Source organism: Mucilaginibacter terrae, from assembly GCF_031951985.1.
Lineage (GTDB): Bacteria > Bacteroidota > Bacteroidia > Sphingobacteriales > Sphingobacteriaceae > Mucilaginibacter > Mucilaginibacter terrae_A.
Window position 1 is genome coordinate 4,694,787 of sequence record NZ_JAVLVU010000001.1, and the last position, 22,256, is coordinate 4,717,042.

General features: G+C 44.2%; 19 protein-coding genes. 10 read left to right on the forward strand and 9 right to left on the reverse strand.

The genetic code is table 11. The features are described 5' to 3' along the window. The first annotated feature begins 93 nt into the window (after positions 1-93). From pnp to QE417_RS20145, 5 genes are all read left to right on the forward strand, one after another. Complete coding sequence (gene pnp / locus QE417_RS20125; RefSeq protein ID WP_311952922.1) at positions 94-2,232, forward strand: polyribonucleotide nucleotidyltransferase; 2,139 nt, start codon at positions 94-96, stop codon at positions 2,230-2,232. 176 nt (positions 2,233-2,408) lie between these two features. Then, positions 2,409-2,684, forward strand: a complete 276-nt coding sequence (locus QE417_RS20130) for a hypothetical protein (RefSeq protein WP_311952923.1) — start codon at positions 2,409-2,411, stop codon at positions 2,682-2,684. Between the two features lie 654 nt (positions 2,685-3,338). After that, on the forward strand, positions 3,339-3,989 hold the full coding sequence (gene rpe / locus QE417_RS20135; RefSeq protein ID WP_311952925.1) for a ribulose-phosphate 3-epimerase: 651 nt from the start codon (positions 3,339-3,341) through the stop codon (positions 3,987-3,989). A gap of 163 nt (positions 3,990-4,152) precedes the next feature. Further along, positions 4,153-5,220: a 3-phosphoserine/phosphohydroxythreonine transaminase gene (gene serC / locus QE417_RS20140; protein ID WP_311952927.1), complete on the forward strand. Its 1,068-nt coding sequence runs from the start codon at positions 4,153-4,155 to the stop codon at positions 5,218-5,220. Positions 5,221-5,314: 94 nt separating this feature from the next. Continuing rightward, positions 5,315-6,274 (forward strand): D-2-hydroxyacid dehydrogenase, encoded by a 960-nt coding sequence (locus QE417_RS20145; RefSeq protein WP_311952929.1) that lies wholly within the window; start codon positions 5,315-5,317, stop codon positions 6,272-6,274. A gap of 73 nt (positions 6,275-6,347) precedes the next feature. Here QE417_RS20145 and QE417_RS20150 read toward each other — a convergent pair whose 3' ends face one another. The 5 genes from QE417_RS20150 to QE417_RS20170 all read right to left on the reverse strand — a co-directional run bounded on the left by QE417_RS20150 (position 6,348) and on the right by QE417_RS20170 (position 11,665). Next, complete coding sequence (locus QE417_RS20150; protein WP_311952931.1) at positions 6,348-6,920, reverse strand: hypothetical protein; 573 nt, start codon at positions 6,918-6,920, stop codon at positions 6,348-6,350. Between the two features lie 52 nt (positions 6,921-6,972). Further along, positions 6,973-8,367, reverse strand: coding sequence for an MBL fold metallo-hydrolase (locus tag QE417_RS20155; RefSeq protein ID WP_311952934.1), 1,395 nt, complete (start codon positions 8,365-8,367; stop codon positions 6,973-6,975). 119 nt (positions 8,368-8,486) lie between these two features. Continuing rightward, positions 8,487-10,316, reverse strand: a complete 1,830-nt coding sequence (locus QE417_RS20160) for an ABC transporter ATP-binding protein (RefSeq protein WP_311952937.1) — start codon at positions 10,314-10,316, stop codon at positions 8,487-8,489. Between the two features lie 39 nt (positions 10,317-10,355). Then, complete coding sequence (locus QE417_RS20165; RefSeq protein WP_311952939.1) at positions 10,356-10,877, reverse strand: hypothetical protein; 522 nt, start codon at positions 10,875-10,877, stop codon at positions 10,356-10,358. Positions 10,878-10,888: 11 nt separating this feature from the next. Continuing rightward, on the reverse strand, positions 10,889-11,665 hold the full coding sequence (locus QE417_RS20170; RefSeq protein ID WP_311952942.1) for an SAM hydrolase/SAM-dependent halogenase family protein: 777 nt from the start codon (positions 11,663-11,665) through the stop codon (positions 10,889-10,891). 104 nt (positions 11,666-11,769) lie between these two features. On the opposite strand from QE417_RS20170, the gene QE417_RS20175 reads away from it, so the two are divergent. The 4 genes from QE417_RS20175 to QE417_RS20190 all read left to right on the forward strand — a co-directional run bounded on the left by QE417_RS20175 (position 11,770) and on the right by QE417_RS20190 (position 15,203). After that, positions 11,770-12,732 (forward strand): PhoH family protein, encoded by a 963-nt coding sequence (locus QE417_RS20175; RefSeq protein ID WP_311952945.1) that lies wholly within the window; start codon positions 11,770-11,772, stop codon positions 12,730-12,732. A gap of 148 nt (positions 12,733-12,880) precedes the next feature. Next, on the forward strand, positions 12,881-13,825 hold the full coding sequence (locus QE417_RS20180; RefSeq protein WP_311952948.1) for a phosphoribosylaminoimidazolesuccinocarboxamide synthase: 945 nt from the start codon (positions 12,881-12,883) through the stop codon (positions 13,823-13,825). Between the two features lie 51 nt (positions 13,826-13,876). Continuing rightward, a complete protein-coding gene (locus QE417_RS20185; protein ID WP_311952950.1) occupies positions 13,877-14,254 on the forward strand; it encodes an STAS domain-containing protein in 378 nt (125 codons plus the stop codon). A 22-nt stretch (positions 14,255-14,276) separates the two neighbouring features. Next, on the forward strand, positions 14,277-15,203 hold the full coding sequence (locus QE417_RS20190) for a ribonuclease Z (RefSeq protein WP_311952953.1): 927 nt from the start codon (positions 14,277-14,279) through the stop codon (positions 15,201-15,203). Positions 15,204-15,419: 216 nt separating this feature from the next. Here the strand turns inward: QE417_RS20190 and QE417_RS20195 are convergent, their stop codons facing one another. The 4 genes from QE417_RS20195 to QE417_RS20210 form a co-directional block, all read right to left on the reverse strand. Next, positions 15,420-15,722 carry a GIY-YIG nuclease family protein gene (locus QE417_RS20195; RefSeq protein ID WP_311952956.1) on the reverse strand — a complete coding sequence of 101 codons (303 nt, stop codon included), beginning with the start codon at positions 15,720-15,722 and terminating at the stop codon, positions 15,420-15,422. A gap of 193 nt (positions 15,723-15,915) precedes the next feature. Then, entirely contained in the window at positions 15,916-17,310 is a 1,395-nt protein-coding gene (locus tag QE417_RS20200; protein ID WP_311952958.1) for a dihydrolipoamide acetyltransferase family protein, read from the reverse strand. 52 nt (positions 17,311-17,362) lie between these two features. Continuing rightward, complete coding sequence (locus tag QE417_RS20205) at positions 17,363-18,604, reverse strand: competence/damage-inducible protein A (protein WP_311952961.1); 1,242 nt, start codon at positions 18,602-18,604, stop codon at positions 17,363-17,365. A 1-nt stretch (position 18,605) separates the two neighbouring features. Next, a complete protein-coding gene (locus QE417_RS20210; protein ID WP_311952962.1) occupies positions 18,606-21,323 on the reverse strand; it encodes a putative LPS assembly protein LptD in 2,718 nt (905 codons plus the stop codon). A gap of 52 nt (positions 21,324-21,375) precedes the next feature. Here QE417_RS20210 and QE417_RS20215 point away from each other — a divergent pair, with 52 nt between their 5' ends. Next, positions 21,376-22,233 carry an N-acetylmuramoyl-L-alanine amidase family protein gene (locus tag QE417_RS20215; RefSeq protein ID WP_311952964.1) on the forward strand — a complete coding sequence of 286 codons (858 nt, stop codon included), beginning with the start codon at positions 21,376-21,378 and terminating at the stop codon, positions 22,231-22,233. Positions 22,234-22,256 lie beyond the last annotated feature (23 nt).

Genomic DNA, 22,256 nt, shown 5'->3' on the forward strand with positions numbered 1-22,256 from the left:
AAAAGCTATCCAATTTCGGATAGCTTTTTTAATTTTGAACAAAATAAAAAAGCGGTGCGCTCTAAAGATGAAAAGCGCATCATACACAACAAGATGAGTTACAATGCAATTAAAAAGGTTATTGATTTAGGTGACGGCCGCACCATTGAGATCGAAACCGGAAAACTGGCCAAACAAGCCGATGGCTCGGTAGTAGTAAAAATGGGCGACACCATGTTACTGGCTACGGTAGTTTCTTCGAAAGAAGCTAAAGAAGGTATTGATTTTTTACCCCTATCAGTAGATTACCAGGAGAAGTACGCGGCTACAGGCCGTATTCCGGGCGGTTTTTTACGCCGTGAGGCACGTTTATCAGATTATGAGGTTTTGATCTCTCGTTTGGTTGACCGCGCTTTACGTCCATTATTCCCTGAGGACTATCATGCTGATACCCAGGTGATGATCTCATTAATATCGGCCGATAAAGACATTATGCCCGATGCACTGGCTGGTTTAGCCGCATCAGCAGCTTTATCTGTTTCTGATATTCCGTTCAACGGTCCAATTTCTGAAGTACGTGTTGCTAAAATTGACGGTCAGTTGGTAATCAACCCAACTTTAAGTCAGTTAGCTAATGCAACTTTAGAATTCATTGTTGCCGGTTCGGAGCATGATATTAACATGGTTGAAGGCGAAGCACACGAAATTCAGGAAGCTGAATTAGTTGAGGCTATCAAATTTGCCCACACTGCCATTAAATTACAGTGTTTAGCTCAACGCGAGTTAACTATTGAAGTTGGTAAAACCGAAAAACGTACTTACAGCCATGAGCACAGCAACGAGGATTTGAAAAAAGCCATCTACGCTGCTACTTATGACCAGGTTTACGCAGTTGCTTCTTCTGCTTCGGCAAAAGATGAGCGCTCGGCTAAGTTTAAAGAAGTACGCGATACTTACATTGCTACTTTAGGCGAAATTGACGATATTACTAAATCGTTAGCTAAAAAATATTACCACGATGTGGAGTATGACGCTATCCGTAACCTTGTATTAGACGAAGGCAAACGTTTAGACGGTCGTAAAACCACCGAAATTCGTCCTATATGGAGCGAGGTTGGTTACTTACCATCTGCACATGGTAGCGCGGTATTTACCCGTGGCGAAACCCAATCATTAACCACCGTTACCTTAGGTGCTAAGGATGATGAGCAAATGATCGACGGTGCGTTCATCAACGGTTACCAAAAATTCCTTTTACACTACAATTTCCCTGGTTTCTCAACCGGTGAGGTTCGTCCTAACCGTGGTGCCGGTCGCCGCGAAATTGGTCATGGTAACCTGGCTATGCGCTCGTTAAAACGCGTATTACCTGCCGAAGATGAAAACCCATACACTATCCGTATCGTTTCTGATATTTTAGAATCTAACGGTTCATCGTCAATGGCTACGGTTTGTGCCGGTACATTGGCTTTGATGGATGCCGGTATTAAAATTACCGAGCCTGTATCTGGTATAGCCATGGGCTTGATCACCAACGAAATGGGTACTAAATACGCTATCCTTTCTGATATTTTGGGTGATGAAGATCACCTGGGTGATATGGACTTTAAGGTAACCGGTACTAAAAACGGTATCGTTGCCTGTCAAATGGACTTAAAGATCAATGGCTTATCATACGAAGTTCTTTCGAACGCGTTAGATCAGGCTAAAGAAGGTCGTTTACACATCCTTGGCGAAATGGCTAAAACCATTGCCGCCCCTCGCGAAGATTACAAAGAGTTTGCTCCACGTATTGTTACCCTTAAAATCGATAAAGAATTTATTGGTGCAGTTATAGGTCCCGGTGGCAAGATCATCCAGGAAATGCAACGCGAAACCGGTGCTAACATCAACATCGAAGAGGTTAACAACGTTGGTATAGTACAGGTATTTGCCGACAATAAATCGGCCATTGATGCTGCTGTAAGCCGCATTCGTGCTATTGCAGCTAAAGCCGAGGTTGGCGAAACTTACGAAGGTAAAGTACGTTCAATTATGCCATTTGGTGCCTTTGTTGAAATTATGCCTGGCAAAGACGGCTTGTTGCATATCTCAGAAATTGATCACAAACGTTTAGAAACCATGGACGGCGTGTTCGAGGTTGGCGAAATTGTTCGTGTTAAATTATTAGACATCGACAAACAAGGTAAACTAAAATTATCGCGTAAAGCCTTAATGCCAAAACCTGAAAGAAACGACGCTCCTAAAGCATAATTATTTCGGTTCATATCATACTTAAACCACATCTTCCAACATTTTTGCTTGGAAGGTGTGGTTTTTTTGTTTAGTTTTTTGTTTATTTGTATACCCCTGCTACTTTAAACTGTTGGATAAGTTGTGTATTAGCTAAATTGCCGAACCATCTAAAGTCCGATCGTATTAAAGAAATAATGACATCTACCACAAGTGATGATCCTTTAGATTTTTTGAGCAACAGTATTCATGGCACCAAATCGGCCGCACAGACTGATTTGATACAGGTGTTGCTATATGAAATCATCAGGGTTAAAGATCTGATAAAGTATTACGAAGAAATCCCCAATGGCGCAGGTCAACTGGGCGCTTCGATCTTGAATGAGCTTGTATCTGAGGCTTACCAATCACTGGTAAACTATGATACCGAGCTTATGCGTAAATACTACGACCTGTTGCAAAACTGCGACTAAGGTTTTCTATTGCCTTTTTTGCCTCATTAAATAATCTTATCATTTCGAACGGTAGAGAGCAATCTTATACGCTTAGTAAGGTTACCGCTCGCATAGGATTCCTCCTTAGGCCGGAACGACAAGTGGATTAAGGGGAGTATATGTAAAAATCCTATATTCAATAATTCAACCCCCTACTTATTCTGTCATTAAAATATGGGCTTTTCCGCCTTAGGCGAACCGGGCTATCTGCTGCAAGTCCTCACTTCGCTATGCTACGTTCCGGGCTTTCCGCTACTATCCCTAACGCAAACTGCAAAATATAACATTGCGGTCATTTGTGACGAATGCTAAAAATGGGCTGGTGATTGCATGTCTTTTTTGCATGCTAATTTATTAATTATAAAAAGCACTGACCTAACGTAACCTCTTTTCGCGGCATCAGTGTTTTGCTGTAGCACAGGTTAAAGTTAAAGCCCAGCAAAGAGTAGCAAATAAACGTAGCCGCAAGTTTTTTCTTTGGTACTTTCTTTTTTGTATAAAAAAGAAAGTACATCCACAGGCGGGAGTGTAATTACTTTACTTGTCCTAACAGGGCACTGCACTAAGTCAAAGCACAAACCTATTCCACAATTTCCCACCCATACTAATACCGTTATCCCTATATTTGGCGGCATGAATCATTTGATTGCCCCATCAATTTTAGCGGCTGATTTTGCCAATTTACAGCGCGATATTGAAATGATTAACCATAGCGAGGCGCAGTGGATACACGTTGATATTATGGACGGCCTGTTTGTTCCTAATATTTCTTTCGGTTTCCCGGTAGTGGAAGCAGTTAAAAAGCACGCCCAAAAACCACTGGATGTGCATCTCATGATCGTTGACCCCGACCGCTACCTTAAAGCTTTTGCCGATGCCGGAGCGGCTGGTATTACGGTACACCTTGAAGCCTGTACCCATCTGCACCGCACTGTACAAGCTATTAAGGAGTTAGGTTGCAAAGCAGGCGTAGCCTTAAACCCGCATACGCCGGTTGCCGCGTTAGAAGACATCATCGAGGATGTAGATATGGTGCTCATTATGTCGGTTAACCCCGGTTTTGGTGGACAAAAATTTATCAGTAACACCTATAAAAAAATAGAACAGCTAAAGTCGATGAGTGCCGATAAGAATCCCGACCTGCTGATAGAAATAGACGGAGGAGTGAACCTGCAAAACGCACCGCAATTGCTGGCGGCAGGTGCTAATGTGCTGGTTGCCGGTAACTTTGTTTTCTCGTCGGCCAACCAATTGGCCACAATAAAGGAGCTGGTTGAACTATAATTGATTTTATTGCCAAAATCAAAATTTCGGTAACGTTTTTCCACATTGCTAACGCTTTATTCACAATTTATAAATAAACTACCAACTTAATAGGCTAATTTTTTAACTTCGGGCGCAACTCAAAGGTGTTCCGAAACAGCCTTTGGTAAACTAAATTAAAGTTATGAAACATAATTTCGGTGCCGGACCAGGCATCCTTCCTCACGAGGTTTTAAAACAGGCATCACAGGCCGTGGTTGATTTTAATGGAATTGGTTTATCAATTCTTGAAATTTCGCACCGCTCGTCGGAGTTTGAGGCTGTTTTAGACGAAGCTGTAAAGCTAACCAAAGAACTGTTGGAAGTGCCCGAAGGTTACTCGGTTTTGTTTTTACAAGGTGGTGCCAGCCAGCAATTTGCCATGGTGCCTTATAACCTGTTGCCCGAAGGTGGCAAAGCAGCATATCTCGAAACCGGTGTATGGGCTAACAAAGCTTTAAAAGAAGCTAAGTACTTTGGCAATGTAGAGGTGGTGGCATCTTCAAAAGACAGCAACTTTACTTACATTCCTAAAGATTACACCATACCGGCTGATGCGGCTTATTTTCACATCACCTCAAATAATACCATTTACGGTACCCAAACCCAGGAGTTTAAACCATCACCTGTGCCGTTAGTAGCCGATATGTCATCAGATATTTTCAGCCGTACGTTCAACGTGGCCGATTTTAGCCTGATCTATGCCGGTGCGCAAAAAAATATGGGCCCTGCAGGTACCACGCTGGTTATTGTTAAGGATGAAATTTTAGGTAAGGTTGACCGCAAAATTCCGGCTATGTTCAACTACCAAACTCAAATTGAGGGCGGTTCCATGTACAACACCCCGCCGGTATTTGCCATCTACGTATCAATGCTTACCCTGCGCTGGTTAAAGGCCAAGGGTGGTATTGCTGCCATGCAAAAAGAGAACGATGCCAAAGCGGCACAACTATACAAGGAAATTGACCGCAACCCGCTGTTTAAAGCCGTTGCCGCTGTTGAAGACCGCTCAAAAATGAACGTTTGCTTTGTGATGGAAAACCCTGAACTGGAGAAACCTTTCCTGAAACTTGCCGAAGATAAAGGCATAGTGGGCATTAAAGGCCACCGCAGCGTGGGTGGTTTCCGTGCATCCATTTACAATGCCCTGCCAACAACCAGCATCCACGTGCTGATTGATGCCATGCAGGAATTTGCTGAAAAACACAAGTAAGAGCGAAGAGAGAGAGGAGCGGAGAGCGAGGGTAAAATAATTCCTCGCTCCCCGCTCCAAATCCCCCGCTCCCTAACCAAACTATACACCAAAAATGATAAAATTACTCGCTAACGATGGTATAGACCCGGTAGGCAAGCAATTGCTTGAAGAAGCCGGTTTTTTTGTAGATACTAATCACATACCTCAGGATGAACTTCCTGAAAAATTACAGAACTACGATGCCATTACCGTACGTAGTGCTACCAAAGTGCGCAAAGCTTTAATTGATGCCTGCCCTAACTTAAAGCTAATTGGCCGTGGTGGTGTAGGCGTTGATAACATAGACGTTGAATACGCTTTGGAGCGTGGTGTAGCCGTGCATAATACACCAGCAGCATCATCAGCCTCAGTTGGCGAATTGGTGTTTGCCCACTTGTTTACCGGTGTACGCTTTTTGCAGGATGCTAACCGCAAAATGCCGGTTGAAGGCGCATCTAAATTTAATGATTTAAAGAAAGCTTATGCCAAAGGCATTGAGCTGCGTGGTAAAACCATTGGTATATTAGGCTTTGGCCGCATAGGTCGCGAAACGGCTAAAATAGCTTACGGCTTAGGTATGGAAGTATTGGCTTTTGACGTTTACCCATCAGTAACCGAACTTGAAATTACTTTAGGCGGCGGTGTTACCGTTACCATTCCGGTTAAGTATGCCGAAAAGGACGAGGTTATTGCTCAAAGTGATTTCATTTCGTTGCACGTACCTTTTAGCGAGGAGCCGGTAATTGGTGCCCGTGAGTTTGCCCTCATGAAAAAAGGTGCCGGCCTGGTAAATTGCTCACGCGGTGGTACGGTTGATGAGGATGCCTTGTTAGAAGCGCTGAACACCGGTGGCTTGGCATTTGCAGGCCTTGATGTATTTGACAACGAGCCAACTCCACGTACCGATTTATTGGTGCACCCCAAAATATCTTTAACCCCGCACATTGGCGCTTCAACCAACGAAGCCCAGGAGCGCATTGGTGTTGAATTGGCTACTTTGATCATCAATCATTTTAAAACGCTGGCTTCATAAGCGTAAAATGTATAAAGAGAAAAGGCCTTGTTGATATTAACAAGGCCTTTTTTTTATGAGAAATAACTTTTGATTATAAATCAAAAGTTCCGGTTACCTGTATAGGTTTGGTAAGATCGCTTGCGTTTAAAAGTGCGATGTCAAAAGTACCCTTGCAGCTAAGTTTATTACCCGATACATTAAATGTTTTAAAGTCAATTTTTCCACCGGTACTTCCAATGCCATATGATGTTCCGTCGGCCATTGATATGGTTGCAACTTCGGCGTCACAAACCCCTGCTTTAGCGTTAAAAGCACCTAAAGTAAAAGTTACACCAGTCATGCTGGGGCTTAGCGCCGCTAAAGTTGCTGTTGGTGAAGGTATGGAGCCACCTGCCGGAAAATATGTTGCCATTACAAAGTAGTTTGGCGGGTTATTTTTAAGGGTATAAGATTGACCGTTGAGCGTAAAAGTTATAGTGCCTGCGCCTGCTGTTGTACCACCATTGCTTCCACCTGTGTTAAAAGCAGTTCCGGGAGGGCCCGATGCAACTTGAATTAAGGATGGGTCGGCATCTTTAGCACATGATGATAGCAGTGATGTAGTTATTAGGGCTATAAGCGTAAACAGCCATGTAAGCTGCTTTAAAGGTTTAAGGCACTTCATTTAATAGGGTGAGTTGTACTTGCAGTATCAAATATGCTTAAAATAAAGCAAGTTACAAATGGTAAGGCAAATCTTTTTCGGGGATGCTTACCTCGTAGCCATCTTCCTGTAACACCCTTGCCATAGCCAGCATGCTTTCCTCCTCGCCATGCACTAAAAAAACTTTTTTGAGCTTATGTGGGGCCTGCTGTTTTACCGTACCCACTAAATCATCATGATCACCATGAGCGCTAAACAGGTCGGTTTTTTTAATGGTGGCGTAAACGGCGAGGTCGCGGTCTTTAATGTGTACTACCGGATCTCCGCGCAGCAGGCGATAGCCTAACGTGCCTTTTGCACAATAGCCAATAAATAAAATGGTACAGTAGTAGTTTTGTATGTTTTTGTACAGATGATCCTGTATGCGTCCACCCTCCAGCATGCCTGCCGATGAGATGATGATGCAAGGCTCAAAGTAATTGGATATTTGCTGGCTTTCTCTCAGGTTTTCTACATACTGCAAATTATCAAACTCAAACTCATCGCCCTTGGTACGGTAAAAGTCCTGCGCTTCGGCATTTAAAAGCGCGTGGTGCCTGCGGAATACGTTGGTTGAGGCCGATGCCAGCGGACTATCAACAAATACCTTTACAGGCGGCAATTTACCGCTGCTGAATATTTTGTTGAGCGAGTACACCAAAGCCTGTGTACGGCCAATGCTAAAGGCGGGTATAATTAACCTGCCCGATTCTTTGATACAGGCTTTTTCAATAGTATCTATCAAAACCTGTTCAATAGTCGTATCTTTTGAGTGCGTGCGGCCGCCATAGGTCGATTCGCTTACTAAATAATCAACTGGAGGCAGTGGCTGCGGGTCATCAAGTACCGGGTAGTTTTTACGGCCTATATCGCCCGTAAATGCAATGGTTTTTTCCTCACCGTTATCATTCACCTTAAATACCGCTGCGGCGGCACCCAAAAGGTGCCCAACGGGTATAAAGGTAAGCTCCACATCGCCGGTTAAACGGAAGGGCTTGTTAAAACCAACAGTAACAAAACGCTCTACCGTATCCATTACGTGCTTTTGCAAATAAAGCGGCTGCGGGCGCGGACCATGATAACGGCCCCTGCGGTGCTTGCCGGCCTTTTGCTGTTTGTGCAAAAACACATTAACCGAATCCATCAGCAACAATTCACTCAGTTCGGCAGTAGGAGGGGTGCATAATATTTGCCCGTCAAAACCCATACGTACCAAAGTGGGCAGGTTGCCCGAGTGGTCTATATGCGCGTGGGTAAGTATGACCACATCAATATCGCCCGGATTAAAGGGGAAATTTTCGTTAGACTGAACGCTGCGGTCTTTTTCGTAATCAAGGCCGCAATCAACTAATATCTTATATTGGTTAACCTCCAGCAAATGCATGCTGCCGGTAACCTGCCGGGCTGCCCCGTGTATGGTTAATTTCATTTTTTTAGTTCATTGATGGTTCATGGCTCATGGATGATAGTTCATAGCAGAAAAGGGAAATCAAATACCCATCTTTATTACAATGAACAATCAACTATGAACCATGAACTTACAAGTGCTTAAGCACTTGTGTCAAACTGCAACTGGCTCAAATACTTGTACAAGCCTTCTTCGCGAGCTATTAGTTCTTCGTGGGTGCCGGTTTCAATAATGTGGCCTTTTTCAAGTACCACAATCTTATCGGCCTCCCGTATGGTAGAGAGGCGATGGGCAATAATGATCGATGTACGGCCTTTCATCAGTTCCTCTAAAGCCTCCTGCACTAAACGCTCTGATTCCGAATCGAGTGCCGAAGTGGCTTCGTCTAAAATAAGTATCGAGGGGTTTTTAAGCAAGGCTCTTGCAATGGCAATGCGTTGCCTTTGGCCGCCCGATAGTTTAACGCCACGTTCGCCAACTATGGTATCATACCCTTCAGGGAAATCTTCAACAAACAGGTGTGCGTTGGCGCGTTTAGCCGCCTGTATAACTTCGGCCTCGGTGGCGTTGCGTTTACCATAAGCAATGTTTTCGCGTATGGTACCGCCAAACAGCAATACATCTTGCGGAACGATGGCCACCTGGTTACGTATATCGGTAAGGGCATACTCGCCGGCAGGTTTGCCGTCAAACAACATGGTGCCGTTTTGCGGGTGATAGAATTGCAAAATAAGCGATGCCATGGTTGATTTTCCCGAACCGCTTGGCCCTACAATAGCCACTTTTTGCCCGGCGTTAGCTTCCAGGCTCACATCCTTCAATACCTCAATTTCGGGGCGCGAAGGGTAGTGGAAGTTGATGTTTTGGAAGGTAAGGTTACCTTGTATAGGTTGTTTAATGGCGTTGTCGCTTTCGTGGATGGAGATGGGCTCACCTTCTTCGGCCAGTATTTCTAATACACGTTCGCTGGCACCTACGGCCTTTTGCACGTTGGCATACAAATCGGGGAAACTACCCATGGCCGCGCCCACAAAAATGGAATACATGATGAAGGTGGTTAAATCGCCCGTGTGCATCTCGCCATTGCGTACCAATACGGAGCCATACCATATAACACCCACAAACGTACCAAACATGCAAAACACGATGAACGATGCGAATATGCCGCGAAACTTGGCACCTTTAACAGCAATGCCAACCACATCGCGCAGGTTTTTATCGTAACGGGCGGCCTCAAAAGCTTCGTTAACAAAAGCCTTTACGTTGGCTATGCCTTGCAGGGTTTCTTCCACAATGGTGTTCGATTCGGCCAGCTTATCCTGCGCCTGGCGAGACAGGTTGCGGATGAATTTGCCAAACACCACGGCAAATGCCACCAGGAATGGTAAAATAGCTAAAACGGCCAATGTAAGTTTAATAGATACCACAACCAGCAATACCACACCACCAGTTAATAATACCAGCTGGCGGATAATTTCGGCAAAGGTGGTAGTCAATGTATCTTGTATCTGCGAAAGATCGGCCGATATGCGGCTATTGAGTTCACCAACGCGGCGGTTGGCAAAAAAGTTCATGGGCAGGGTAACCAGTTTAAAGTAGGTATCGCGGCGTATATCGGCTAATGAACGCTCGGCTACCTGCACAAACCAAACCACCCTGAAAAACGATACACAAGCCTGTGCAAATAACAACACAAAGCCACCAATGGCTATGGAGTTTAAATCGTGTGGTAAAAACTTGTATTTGTAATTGCCTTGTGCGGCATCAATCAGTGCTCCCAGTATAGCCGGAAATACCAAGGCTACCAGGCTCGATAAAAAAAGAAAGAATAAACCGGCAATGAACTTGCCACGGTATGGCTTAATATAACCCAAAAGTTTACTTACACTTTTGAGGGTTTGCTTGTTTAATTTTGCTTTAGGTAATTCTTTTTCAGATGCGTTCCCACTATTCAGTCGTGCTCTTGCCATATATGTTTATCCTCTGATAAATTATTTCAACTTGTAAAATTAAGCTTTAACTGTACGTTTACGGATAAGCGCAAGTAAAATTGACGTTATAATGAGAACGGCAATGGCAATTTTGTACTTATTGCTGTCTTTGTCTACTGCTTTTTCTCGCTCCTCTGCTTCTTTTATCAACTTAGCGTTTTGCTCGCGCAGGCGGTTTATGGTGCGCATATAGGTTAAATTGGCATCCTGCACCTGGTTTTTTTGCGTTTCTACCTGTTTTTGTTCAAACATGCGGTAATCCAGCAAAACCTTAATTTGCTTAAAAATCTGGTTGTCCGTCTCGGTAATGGCCATCAGTATCTCGTTACTGCGGCGGATGTCTTTTTTGGTTTGCAGGCCAAAAATGCCGGTGTGTTTGCTAAGGCTTTCTTCATATTCGCCAAACTTTTGACTGCGTTGGGCCAGCATGCCGTTTATTCTTTTACGCTGAATTTCATAAGTAGCCGAGTCGGGGCTGCTTTGCGCCATAAGGGCGTAGCCGTTCAGGCAAACCAGTAAGGCCAGTACTAATCTTTTCATCAGGGGCCAAGTTACTGAAAATCTATAATTACGCTGTCGCCCAGGTTTAGGCCCAGCAAACCGGCTGCGTTGCCCTTGTTTATAGCAATTTCGAGGTGATCGCTTATGCCAAACAGGCACAGCTTTTCGCCCTCGGGTACTTCATTATAGTGCCAGCTAAGGTGGGTAATGGTTTCGTTGCGCTTAAAGTACAGCACAAAGCGGCGGCCTTCCTGTATGCGGTTAAAAAAGTCTTTGGTAACATTGGTAATTACGTTCTGGAACGAATCGATGTAGATCACCATGCCGCGTATCTGGTTGCGCTCAATAGCTGGTTGCAGGGTGGTTTTGCGCTCAATGCCCATTACCGGTACGCCAATTTCTTCAATGGGCTTGCCTTCGGCCAAGTGGCAGGCAGCTTTCACAAAAATATCGGCCAGCGGGAAGTGCAGGAATTTGAGGTCCTGCAAAATGTTGATTTCCATGATCTCATCGGGCTCATCATCAAAAATGAGCGAGAAGATGCCGTTATCGGCCCCAACAAAATAATGATTTTTGTATTTAACGGCTAAAAACTTGGTATCGTCATTATATACCGTGTCAATACCTATGAGGTGTACCGTTTCTTCCGGAAAATAATGGAAACTATTCTTTAAAATGAAGCCGGCCTGTTGTATATTAAAGGCGGCAACCGAGTGGGTAATATCAACAATATTAACGGCCGGTAAAATCTTTAAAATACTGCCTTTAAGCGCGGCCTGATAAATGTCTTTATCGCCGAGGTCAGTAGTTAAAGTTATTATTGCCATTCGTATTTAAAAAGATTTATTGCTAATCTTGTAAAAGCGTTACAAGGTGCAAATATTCAAAAAATTTAACCATAACGAATCAACAACTACAAAATCATTTTCTGTTGAACGAACTAAAAATATCAATCGACCACATAAACCCCGCGGTGTTGTGGGGGCCAAATAATGATCACTTTGAGATTATTAAGAAGCAATACCCTAAGCTTAAAATAGTTGCGCGTGGCAGCGAAGTAAAGGTTTTGGGCGATGAGCAGGAGCTATCCTTGTTTAACGAGAAATTCAGCTACCTGTTGCAGCACGTTGAAAAACACGACAACCTGGCCATTACCGACCTTGAACGCATACTGGGCGCTAAAAACCTACAACCCAAACCAGCCGAAGCACAAGCCGAAAAGCCCGGAAGCACCGGCGAGGTAATCGTATTTGGCCATAACGGTATTATGGTAAAGGCCCGCACGGCCAACCAGCGCCGAATGGTAGATAGTATTGTAAAAAACGATATTGTGCTGGCTATTGGTCCGGCTGGTACGGGTAAAACCTATACGGCGGTAGCATTGGCGGTTAGGGCGTTAAAAAATAAGGAGATCAAACGCATCATCCTTACCCGCCCGGCGGTTGAGGCTGGCGAAAACCTCGGCTTTTTACCCGGCGACTTAAAAGAAAAGATTGACCCGTACCTGCGCCCGCTTTATGATGCGTTGGACGATATGATACCGCCCGAAAAGCTGAAAACCTATTTAGAGAACCGAACCATCGAAATTGCGCCGCTTGCCTTTATGCGCGGCCGTACCCTCGATAACTGCTTTGTAATATTGGATGAGGCGCAAAACGCTACCGATATGCAGCTCAAAATGTTTTTAACCCGTATGGGGCCATCGGCAAAATTTATTGTAACCGGCGACGTTACCCAAATTGACTTGCCCAAAAAGCAGCAATCGGGCCTGCACACCGCCCTGCGCATTTTACCCGATATTAAAGGCATCGAAATTATTTACCTGAGCGGCGAAGACGTGGTGCGCCACAAACTGGTACGCAAAATTTTGGAAGCTTACGGTGATATACAGTAATAGAGAGAGTCAAGAATATAGATTACAGAGTCAAGACAAACAGTGTTACTTTTCATTCTGTATTCTTGACTCTGTACTCTTGATTCTATTTCAAAGACTATTAACTTCGCACTCTGTATTCCTGATTCTATATTCTTGATTCTATTCAATGGAAGCTATAAAACAAACGCATTATAATTTTCCGGGCCAAACGGCCTTTTACAAGGGTAAGGTACGCGATGTATATACCATTGAAGATAAATACCTGGTGATGGTGGTGTCTGACCGTATTTCGGCCTTTGATGTGGTACTGCCCGAGCCTATTCCTTTTAAAGGACAGGTGCTTAACCAGATAGCCGCTACTTTTTTAGAGGCCACTGCCGATATTGTACCTAACTGGGTGGTAACCGTGCCCGATCCAAGCGTAACTATTGGCCGTATGTGCGAGCCCTTTAAGGTAGAAATGGTTATACGGGGTTATTTGGCAGGTCATGCTGCGCGTGAATACACCGCTGGTAAACGTACGCTTTGCGGTGTAGCCCTGCCCGAAGGTTTAAAAGAGAACGATAAACTGCCCGAGCCAATCATTACCCCAACCACCAAAGCATCGGTAGGGCATGATGAGGATATATCGCGCGAGGACATTTTAGCTAAAGGTATTGTAAGCGAAGAAGATTACTTGCGGTTAGAGCAATACACCCGTGCCTTGTATGCCCGCGGTACGCAAATTGCTGCCGAACGCGGCCTTATTTTGGTAGATACCAAGTATGAGTTTGGCAAGGCCGATGGCAAAATTTTCCTGATCGATGAAATTCATACGCCTGACTCATCGCGGTATTTTTACAGCGAAGGTTATGCCGAACGCCAGGCAAGCGGCGAACCGCAAAAACAGCTGAGTAAAGAGTTTGTAAGGAAGTGGTTAATTGAAAACGGCTTTCAGGGTAAAGACGGGCAAACTGTACCTGTTATGACGCCCGAAATTGTAAAGTCGATATCAGATAGGTACATTGAACTGTACGAGCAAATAACCGGTAAAACCTTTGTTAAGCCTGCAAACGGCGAGGTTTTAAAACGCGTGGAAGACGCGGTAAACCTTTCGCTCAAAACTTTGTAATTGTATTAATACGTAAATAAGTTATATCTTTATCCCTATAATTATTTTAACATGAAATTCACTGTTGATAAGCATGAGAAGTATGTGTTGATTAAGCTAAACGAATCAAAGCTGAATTCATTGATCACTCCTCAACTTAAATCTGAACTGATCCTTATTAACACCGAGGGTCAGCGTAATATAATACTGGATCTTTGCCAGGTTAAATTTGCCGATTCATCGGGCTTGAGCAGCCTGTTGGTTGGTCACCGTTTGTGCAAAAATGCCGAAGGCAGCTTTATTTTAACCTGCCTTAATGATGCGGTTGCCCGTTTGATCAGTATTTCACAATTGGATAACGTTTTAACCATCGTTCCAACTCCAGAAGAAGCTATCGACCATGTATTTATGGAAGAGATAGAAAAAGAATTGAAAAAAGAAGCAAAATAACCCATAAGTATGTTTACCGTATATGAAGTTTGAGGTAACCATACTTGGAAGCAGTTCTGCAACCCCCATATTTAACAGAAATCCTACGGCACAGGTGCTCAACATAAACGAGCGCCTGTACCTTATAGACTGCGGTGAGGGCACACAGCAGCAAATGCTGCGCTTTGATGTTAAATCCAGCCGCATCGATCATATCTTTATCAGCCACTTACACGGCGATCATTACTTGGGTCTTATTGGTTTAGTATCGTCCATGCACTTAAACGGGCGTGTAAAGCCTTTAAAGCTGTATGGCCCGGCGCCCCTGCTCGAAATTATTCATGTTCAGTTTAAATACTCCGAAACGGTGCTTAATTACGAAATTGAATTTGTACCTACCGATGCATCGGCCCCGCAGGTTATTTTAGAAAATCAGGACATTATTGTAGAAAGCATCCCGCTCGATCATCGTATTGCCACTACCGGCTTTTTGTTTAAGCAAAAAAAACGGTTACGTAAAATTATTAAAAGCAGGGTAGAGGAACTGAACATTGCGGTTGAGCATTACCCAACCTTAAAGCGTGGCGAAGATTATACTGCGCCTGATGGTAAGCGGTACAAAAATGAGGAACTGACCACCGATTCGGAACAGCCCAAATGTTACGCTTATTGCTCTGATACCATTTACAACGAACGTTATTTTGAGCAAATAAAAAATGCCGACCTGCTATATCATGAGGCCACATTTTTGCACAACATGCTCGACCGTGCCAATAAAACCTTTCATACCACTGCCTGGCAGGCTGGGCAGGTAGCCGCACAAACCGGCGCTAAAGCGCTGCTCATCGGCCATTTTTCAGCACGTTACAAAAGCTTAGTTGAATTGCTGGATGAAGCACGAAGTGTATTCCCAGCTACCGAACTGGCTATTGAAGGCACTACCTTTCAGGTGGGTGAAGATATGGCTTAAGGGAGAGAGTCAAGAGTGTAGAATCAGGAATCAAGAATTTGTATTCATTTCCCAACTTGTCATTTCGAGGAACGAGAAATCTTTTAGAAGCGACAAGCTCGGGAATTTTCCATATTTGCCTTTTTGAAAGGCATTGATTCAACCAAATCCGCCATGTCATTTCGAGGAACGAGAAATCTTTTCGAAGCGATGGGTTAATGAACCGAAAGTTACCGTTCAACTCTTAATCTCATCATTTAAAAACTTTATTTCAGGATTGATGCTTTTGATCAATTCAATCTTTTTTTCTCTACGCCACTTTTTGATTTCTTTTTCGCGACTAATAGCGTGTTCAATATTAGTATGGCGTTCATAGAATATCAAATTACAACAATAGTATTTGCCGGCGTGTGTATCTGGATTACCCTTATTGGCAAAATGCTCGGCTAAGCGTCGCTCATGGTCATTTGTAACGCCAACGTAAAATGCAGTTAAGGTGGGATTAGTAGTTATGTAAACGAAGAAATTGTAATTCCACATAGGTTAGTCAACATACTAACTGTCCAATTGCTATGCAAATGGCATTGTCGCTTCGAAAAGATTTCTCATTCCTCGCAATGACAGGCGGGTGATGGAATATTTTAATTAAACTTCTCACGAATGTCATTTCGACTTTAGGAGAAATCTTTTCGAATCAATAAGTGTACACTCCTTCACCAACTCACTCATTAACTTACACTTCCCTGTTCAGATCCCAGTTCTCCAGGTAATCAGCAACGCGCTTTATGAAGGAGCCGCCTAATGAGCCATCAACCACGCGGTGGTCGTATGATAGCGATAGGTACATCATGTGGCGTATAGCAATTACATCGCCGGTTGGGGTTTCTAATACGGCAGGTTTCTTTTTAATGGTGCCTATGGCTAATATGGCTACCTGTGGCTGGTTAATAATAGGCGTACCCATAATATTGCCAAACATACCAATATTGGTTACGGTAAAGGTACCATCGGCAGTATCATCGGGGCGGAGTTTGTTGTTACGGGCGCGGCCGGCCAGATCATTAACGGTTTTAACTAAGCCAGTAAGGTTTAAACCATCGGCACGACGTATTACCGGAACGATCAAATTTCCACTTGGCAGGGCTGTGGCCATACCTATGTTAATATCTTTCTTTTTGATGATTTGCGTGCCGTTAACCGATACGTTAATCATCGGCATATCAACAATAGCACGGGCTACAGCCTCTATGAATATAGGGGTAAAGGTGATCTTCTCACCTTCGCGAGCTTCAAATTTAGCTTTGTTCTTTTCGCGCCAGTATACCAGATTGGTTACATCGGCCTCCACAAATGAGGTTACGTGTGCAGAGGTATGTATACTCGATACCATATGGTCCGAAATTAAACGGCGCATACGGTCCATTTCGATAATCTCGTCGCCCGCTTGAGTGCGATATTGCGGAGTTGCCGACGCAGGTGGAATTGGCAGCGGTACAGTAAATGTAGCCGTTTTTGTAAACTCCTGGGCTGCGCTTTGTGCCGGAGCCGTACCACGGGTTTGCAGGAAAGCCATCAGGTCGTCTTTGGTTACACGGCCATCGGCACCAGTGCCGGGTATACTGTCCAACTCTTGCTGGGTAATACCCTCTTGAGTGGCAATGTTGCGCACCAGGGGTGAATAAAAGCGGAGACCACCCGATTGTACGGTTGGCGCAACCGGTGCATCAAACTTAGGCAGCTGCTCTAATCCCGGAATATTTTCAGCAATTTCAACTTCAGGTACAGGTTCCGGGTCGCGTACGGGTTCTTCAACCTGTTCTGCTTGCGGAGTTTCGGTAGGTTGTTGGACAGGAGTTTCCTGTTGTTGAGTTGATTCTTCGGCCTCTCCTTCAATTTCAATTATAGCAATAGGGCTGCCTACCTGGGCCACTTCATCTTTTTGATAAAGCACCTCTAACAATGTACCGCTAACCGGCGAAGGGACTTCGGAGTCAACCTTATCGGTAGCAATTTCTACAACAATATCGTCCGCTTCAATCTTATCTCCGGGATTTTTAAGCCAGTTGATTACTGTTGCTTCGGCAACACTTTCGCCCATTTTTGGCAGCAGCAGCTGGTATTTAGCCATATCTTAACTCTTACAATTGATTGGGGCCTAAATTACTTATTTATCTTTAGTTTTACTTAGCAGCAAGCAAAGTATTCAGCATCCCTAAGGCCGTAATGGCCGAACGCTCGATGTTTTGGCGGCGTTTGTTGCCAAACTGAAACTTGCGTACAACCATCTCTCCGTTACCGGCCACACCTATCCATACGGTGCCAACAGGCTTAGCATCAGTGCCGCCGGTTGGGCCTGCTATGCCGGTTATGGAGATAGCGTAGGTTGATTTAAACTGCTTTAAAGCTCCCTGTACCATTTCTGTTGCAGTTTGCTCACTCACGGCACCAAATTGCTCAATCGTAGCAGGATTAACACCCAATATACTTTCTTTAAGCTGATTGGAATAAGATACAGCTCCACCTAAAAACGTGGCCGATGAACCGGCATGCTGTGTAAACAAATGTGATAAATAGCCACCGGTACAGCTTTCGGCTATGGAGATGGTTTCACCACGTTCTTCTAAACGATTCATAATTGCTTTTTCGAGCGCAATGTCTTCATCGGCTGCAACAATGTTTCCTAAGCGTTGGGTGAGTTGTGTGGCAAAGCCGTCAAGCTCGGCCTGTAATAGGTATCTATCGTCGCCATAGCTGCTTAAACGCAGGCGCACCTGCCCTAATTTGGGCAAATAGGCCAGTTTAATGTACGGTGGCAAGCTATCTTCAATATCGGCAATACGTTCAGCTAAAAATGATTCGCCCTCGCCAACGGTAAGCAATGTTTTGTGAATGATAACCGGCAGGGTAAAAGTTTCCTTTAGTTTAGGAATTACCTGCTGCTCCATCATGTACATCATCTCGTGCGGCACGCCCGGCATCGACACTAAAACTTTACCATTATGGTTAAACCACATGCCCGGTGCAGTGCCGTTATGGTTATTTAATACCTCACAATTGGCAGGTACCATAGCTTGCTGGCGGTTAACCTCCAATAGCGGGCGGTTGTACTTGGCAAAAATGCGGGTTACATTAGCTAATGCTTCCTCATCCAACCGCATATCTACCCCAAAATACCCGGCCAGGGTTTTCTTGGTAATATCGTCTTTAGTGGGGCCAAGGCCGCCGGTAATCAATATAATATCGGCTCGTTGTTGAGCTTCGTCGAGTGCTTTAAGGATGTGCTCCCTGTCGTCGCTTACCGATGAAATTTGTTTAATCCTGATGCCCACAGCGTTCAGTTCCTGCGCCATCCAGGCCGAGTTGGTATCAATGATCTGGCCTATGAGTATTTCATCGCCAATGGTAATAATTTCTGCAAGCATGTTAGTTGTTGTAATAGTCTTTCCGTTTAGAAAGTTTTAGGTCCTGCAAAATTGAGGCTTTAACACGTAAATCAACACTGAACGATTTGTATAAGCCAAAGGGTGTCCAGCGGAAAGACAGATCCCAGCAATGCAGATCGCGATAGATAGAGAACTGGGTGATACCTATTTTTTGAGCCTTAAAATCGTAGTTGGTGGTATACTGTATTTTCCACTTAGGCGATACGTTGACATCGCCGCTGGCGCTCACCGTGCTTGATGTGGTTTTGGTTACGTAAGTATTACTATAGTTAAAGTTAAAATTAAGGCTTACGTTGTAAGGCACGTTAAAGTCAACATAACGGCTGGGGTCGTTATCAATGAGGGCCAGTTGCTGCGCCTGCATAGGGGTCATGTTGGCCAGTGCCTGCCCGGTTGGCGGTTTAGGCTTATTGCTTTGCGAATTTAAACTAAAGCTAACCGAGGCCGACATATTGGTAAGCGTTGGGAAACGACCTTGTGAAAAGGTATAACGGTCAATACGACGGGTATATCTTACAAGCGCGCCATTGCTTACCGAGTCGCGCAGTTGGGTTACATATGGGTCTAATGTACCGTTTAAGCTTACGCTAACCTTTTGGTTAAACAAAGCGGTGTGCGCGTTTAAGGATATGGGCGATAACCTGAACGAATCGACGGCGAAGTTGTACGAAGTGTTTAAGCTTAAACCTTGCAGTAACGAAACTTTACGGTCGGCACCAGAGGTATCAGTACTACGGGCGCGCATTTTGGCTTCGATGGTATTATCTAATGAAAAGCTGATACCGGCAAATTTACCCGAGCTTGGCCCGCCATATACCGAACTTTCATAAATAGAATACAGTTGCGAGGTTGAAGGGTAAGGCACAACGGCATCGCTCACCGCACGGCGGTAATAGCCGTATGATGGGTCGCCAAAATCAGGACGGTAGTTAAAGCTGAGCGATGGCGTCATAACGTGGCGTATGGCTCTTAAAGCACCTTTGCCTTTAAACTGCAACGTGTTGTAAACTTTGGTAGAGAAACCACCATTTAAAGAGTAATCACCGGCACGGCTAAAGCCTTGAACGGTATCAACGATCGGGGTTTCGTTATTGCCAATGGCACCGCGTGGGTAACGCTTGCGTATGGTTTGGAAGTACCAGCGTTCGGTATAGTTGGCACTGGTATTAAACTGGAAATATTTAAGCACGTTGAGGTTTAAGCCAATTGGGATTTGGTGTTGTAAACCGCTTTGAAGCCTTTTGGTAAGTGTTTCTTTGGTAAATAATTGCGATTCGGGCACCGCATTAATTTTGTTGGTACCCTGTAAAGTATAGCTTACCGTTAAACGCTGATACCATTTTTGCTCGCCCACCCGGTCTTTGGAATCGAAAGGACTTATGGAGGTCATGTTTAAGTTAAAGGTGGGTAGCTCCAGTGTTACGGTTTTTTTAGCCAAATCCTGGCTGTGGCCAAGGTTGGCGGTTAAACTGAACGGCGTACCGGCAAAAGTATGCGAGTAGGCAATTGACGAGCGTAAGTTAGTTTGCGTTAACTGCTGTATATTATAATTGGTAGTGGCCGTATTATTTGAAAAATAACTTGATGTAGCCGCGTTAACCGAAGCGCTGAACGTAGTACCCGGATTAGCATTAGCATCCTGCGAGTGGCTCCATTGAATATTATAATCTTTAACAAATGGGTCGCCCGATACACCGTAGTTGTGCGATCCAAAATTGAGCGCCAGGCTACCGGTGTATTTATAACGTTTGAGGTAACGCGCCGTTGTACCAATCTCAATAGAGCCTTTGGAGTAATAGCTGGCCATGGTGGTTAAATCCAGATAATCGTTAACCGGCCAGTAGTAACCAAAATTACGTAAAAAGAAACCCAGGCGATTATCCTCGCCGAATGATGGCAGTAACACGCCCGATGAGCGGCTGTTAGGCTTGGGGAAAAAGCCGAACGGTACGGCTATGGGTAGGGGCACACCTGCAATTTCCAGGTAAGCCGGGCCTGATATGATGCGGTTCTTTTCGCCAATACCCTTGGTAATAACTATACCAAAGTGCGTGTGCGGGTAAGGCAATGAACAGGTGCTGAACAATATATTATGGTAGGCTACCTCTGTTTCGTTCAGTTTTTTAGCCTCGCCACCGGTTATAAAGTTGCCATCGCTCTCGGTAGAAGTATTGTATGAGTAGGCACGCTTGGTTTGGTAGTTATAAATAATAGAGTCGGCCGTTAGCGGATTCTCATTACCATTTTTGGCAATGGGGCGGTTATTGTAACGCCCAGAACGTAAATCTCGCCGTCCGCTGGCAAAAATGAGGTGGTTTTTCTGATCAATGCGAATATAATCGGCATCCAACGAAAAATCTTCGTATGTTACACGGGCATTACCAAACAAATAGGTTATTTTTTTGTCAGCATCGGTATAGGTGGAGTCGTCGGCAACTGATTTTACAACCGACTGTAAACCTCCTTTGTTTTTTTTAGTCGTATCGGTAGGAAGTTTCTTTTTGGTGGTATCGGCAGTGGCATTACGCTTATTGCCGCGTTGCTTTATCCTTAACAAACGCTTGTCTTTAACAGAGTCGAGTTTAATTAAGGTATCGGCCGCTAATGTTGGTTTTAAGTAGGTATGATGCCTGGCAACCGCTATTGCACTTACTACCCAAACACTTGCAAACAGAAAAAAGAACCTGATAAATTTCAAAATTGAATATGAATAGTATTTTTGCAGATATAGTTAACGGCGTCCAAAAATAATGAAAAATAAGGCTTTCAACATATACATTTACGGTTTCTTAGCATTAGTAATTTGTTTTATAAATTTTTCGTTCACTTCAAAACATCCTGGTAAGCAAGACACAATACCGCCCGGCGGTGGATTCAGGATTAAAACCATCGTAATTGATGCAGGCCACGGCGGCAAAGCTGCCGGTGCCTCAGGTGAATATTCGTTAGAAAAAAATGTAACGTTGGCATTAGCCTTGAAATTGCAGAAGGCTATGCAAAAAGAATTAAAAGATGTTAACATCCTCATGACCCGTACTACCGACGTGTTTGTGGCCAACGGATCGAGGGCGGTAATGGCTAACGAAAACAAGGCTAATATTTACATATCTCTGCACTGCAACTCGTTGCCTAATGTTAGAAAAGTAGTAAACGGCAAAACAGTTTCAGTACAAAACCGTTCAGGTAAGGGAGTATTAATATTGGTTAACCGTATAGGGCGTTCAAACGAGCAGGTTGCTGCCATACGCGAGAACGAATATGCCGAGGAAGAGGAAAAAATGTCGAAAACCAAGGCTGTTGAGATAGACCCGGTTCAGGCCATTATTTTGAATGCCAAACGCGATACGTATCGTAAACAAAGCATACACCTGGCAAAACTCATTAATACCGAGTTTACCGATACCGACAACCGTAACAGTTTGGGTGTAATAGAGCAGGGGGTACAGGTATTGGCTAACACGGCCATGCCATCGTTACTGGTTGAAACGGGCTTTATTAATAACCCTGAAGAGGAAGATTATTTAAACTCTGAAGAAGGGCAAAACGAGATTGTTAACTCGATAATCAGAGCGGTTAAAAAATATAAAAGCGAATTAGAACAAAGATAATAGCATATAACAGGAACTAAATT

What these genes read in the sequence shown, in the direction of transcription:
- QE417_RS20190 (WP_311952953.1), top strand. Translation starts at nt 14,277, where the DNA reads ATGAAGTTTGAGGTAACCATACTTGGAAGCAGTTCTGCAACCCCCATA.
- QE417_RS20145 (WP_311952929.1), top strand. Translation starts at nt 5,315, where the DNA reads ATGATAAAATTACTCGCTAACGATGGTATAGACCCGGTAGGCAAGCAA.
- QE417_RS20180 (WP_311952948.1), top strand. Translation starts at nt 12,881, where the DNA reads ATGGAAGCTATAAAACAAACGCATTATAATTTTCCGGGCCAAACGGCC.
- QE417_RS20150 (WP_311952931.1), bottom strand. Translation starts at nt 6,920, where the DNA reads ATGAAGTGCCTTAAACCTTTAAAGCAGCTTACATGGCTGTTTACGCTT.
- QE417_RS20160 (WP_311952937.1), bottom strand. Translation starts at nt 10,316, where the DNA reads ATGGCAAGAGCACGACTGAATAGTGGGAACGCATCTGAAAAAGAATTA.
- pnp (WP_311952922.1), top strand. Translation starts at nt 94, where the DNA reads ATGAGTTACAATGCAATTAAAAAGGTTATTGATTTAGGTGACGGCCGC.
- QE417_RS20200 (WP_311952958.1), bottom strand. Translation starts at nt 17,310, where the DNA reads ATGGCTAAATACCAGCTGCTGCTGCCAAAAATGGGCGAAAGTGTTGCC.
- QE417_RS20185 (WP_311952950.1), top strand. Translation starts at nt 13,877, where the DNA reads ATGAAATTCACTGTTGATAAGCATGAGAAGTATGTGTTGATTAAGCTA.
- QE417_RS20165 (WP_311952939.1), bottom strand. Translation starts at nt 10,877, where the DNA reads ATGAAAAGATTAGTACTGGCCTTACTGGTTTGCCTGAACGGCTACGCC.
- QE417_RS20215 (WP_311952964.1), top strand. Translation starts at nt 21,376, where the DNA reads ATGAAAAATAAGGCTTTCAACATATACATTTACGGTTTCTTAGCATTA.
- serC (WP_311952927.1), top strand. Translation starts at nt 4,153, where the DNA reads ATGAAACATAATTTCGGTGCCGGACCAGGCATCCTTCCTCACGAGGTT.
- QE417_RS20155 (WP_311952934.1), bottom strand. Translation starts at nt 8,367, where the DNA reads ATGAAATTAACCATACACGGGGCAGCCCGGCAGGTTACCGGCAGCATG.
- QE417_RS20170 (WP_311952942.1), bottom strand. Translation starts at nt 11,665, where the DNA reads ATGGCAATAATAACTTTAACTACTGACCTCGGCGATAAAGACATTTAT.
- QE417_RS20130 (WP_311952923.1), top strand. Translation starts at nt 2,409, where the DNA reads ATGACATCTACCACAAGTGATGATCCTTTAGATTTTTTGAGCAACAGT.
- QE417_RS20205 (WP_311952961.1), bottom strand. Translation starts at nt 18,604, where the DNA reads ATGCTTGCAGAAATTATTACCATTGGCGATGAAATACTCATAGGCCAG.
- QE417_RS20195 (WP_311952956.1), bottom strand. Translation starts at nt 15,722, where the DNA reads ATGTGGAATTACAATTTCTTCGTTTACATAACTACTAATCCCACCTTA.
- rpe (WP_311952925.1), top strand. Translation starts at nt 3,339, where the DNA reads ATGAATCATTTGATTGCCCCATCAATTTTAGCGGCTGATTTTGCCAAT.